General features: G+C 44.9%; 2 protein-coding genes. Both read right to left on the bottom strand.

What is annotated here, in order from left to right:
• A partial coding sequence (locus ED312_RS23280) for a hypothetical protein (protein WP_148044365.1) occupies positions 1 to 239 on the bottom strand: 239 nt, incomplete at its 3' end.
• Positions 240 to 587: 348 nt separating this feature from the next.
• Entirely contained in the window at positions 588 to 1,511 is a 924-nt protein-coding gene (locus ED312_RS23275; RefSeq protein ID WP_148044364.1) for an RteC domain-containing protein, read from the bottom strand.
• Between the last annotated feature and the right edge of the window lie 132 nt (positions 1,512 to 1,643).

Raw genomic sequence — 1,643 nt, 5'->3', positions numbered from 1 at the left:
GCATCTACCGTGGCCGCCGTGTTGTCTACCAGCCGCAGCAGCGGGCCGGCATACAGGAAGGTCGAAAGCAGGAGGAGGATAAGGGTGGCCTGTTGCCCCCATCTTCGCAGGTGACGGTACCTGGGCCCCTGGGCCCGGGCATGCAGAAAATCGACATAGTCGTCTTCCCACGTTACTTTCCGCAGCCGGAACCGTTCCGGACGCGGGGGTCTTTGAGTTTCTTTTTGTGTGTTCATCATCTTTTGTTTTTTTTAATGTTCATTTTTGGAGTTTTGGAGTCCTGGAGTTGGGGAGTCCTGAAGTTTTGGATACTGTCTCACCAACTCATCAACTCACCAACTCATCAACTTCTCCATGCAAAGCTCCCGGTGAAATGTTAAAGCTTTTCCCTATAGGATACGTAATTACGATAAACTTTAACATTTATAAGTTTTGAGCGTATTTATGTTAATTTAGGGGTAGTCCGCCCGGAATAGAATACTAAATTGAGGCAAATTTCAAGGAGAATGGAACAAAATTTCACCTACGGATTTCTTTCGTAATACCGAAGAAAATACATACAAATAAGAAATTGGAAACAGATACCTTTAAAAGGCGTCATCTTCATCCATTTTTTTGGACAGCCGGAAGATGAGTTCCTCCAAAAACCGTAAGCGTTGCCCTTTACGCATCCGGATCTCCGCATAGGTTTTATACACCTGTGGCAAGCGGATGTCAAAAAGAGTTTCAAATGCAGCAGTAATTTCCGCAATATCAGCTTGTCCGTGGTTAATGACTTTTCCGCTATAAAGGGCATAGATCAGTACGACCAAATCCGTCTTGGTCCCTGTCCAGGCAAGATAATTCCCGGCATCACCATTCAGGACAGAAAAAGATCCCGAAGAAAGTTCTTCTATATTTTTTTCCAAGTGTTCCGTAACCCGGTCCATAGCCTGAACCTGGGCCCATAGCAGGTCATGAGAGGTGGAAAAATCCGGATCGCGATAACCTTCTATCCCCGTAGAAAGCGGGAAATGCTCCAAAGCTTTCCGGGTAAAATATTCCGGGTCCCGATGCGTATGCCCCTGTTCCATATAATACACAAATTCCCGATGTCTTTGAAAAAACTTGTCGGCTTTGTGAAGTTGCTTTTTGTAGAACTGTTTCTGAAGTTCGCGGTCTGCCCGGGGTTTACGAAGTTCACAGGAACCTATTTCCGTAAAATAGATCAGCCAGCTTAAAGGGATAGCCTTGATCTCTTTAAAAAAGCGGATTTCGGCTTCCTGGGTATTCAACCCGGTCTGCTTTACGATGTCCCGTAATCGCGACAGGGTCTGACGGCATAAAAGCACACCCTGACGTATTGCAGGTATGGCATGGGATAAAACAGTTATCTCCTGTACTTTCCGGTTAAAATCAGTGATTACGGAATTGTATTCCATATTCATGAGGTATAACGATGAGCTAAAGAAAATATGCCTGTTATGTGGTTCTTTGAAGAGATCGCCATACGATAACAGGGCTCCTTTCACCGGGGTAGGTTCGGGCCATGTTTCAGCCCTTTATGGTGCATGTTGGTCGTATAAGAAAGCCTAAACTGGATATTTCGGTGGCATAGTGCCACCAGGAAAGATACTACAATGATATAAAAAATATGTTACTGT

This window comes from Sinomicrobium pectinilyticum (assembly GCF_003725735.1).
GTDB lineage: Bacteria > Bacteroidota > Bacteroidia > Flavobacteriales > Flavobacteriaceae > Sinomicrobium > Sinomicrobium pectinilyticum.
Note: the sequence above shows the minus strand (reverse complement) of the source record. Positions and strands in the feature narration are given on the sequence as shown.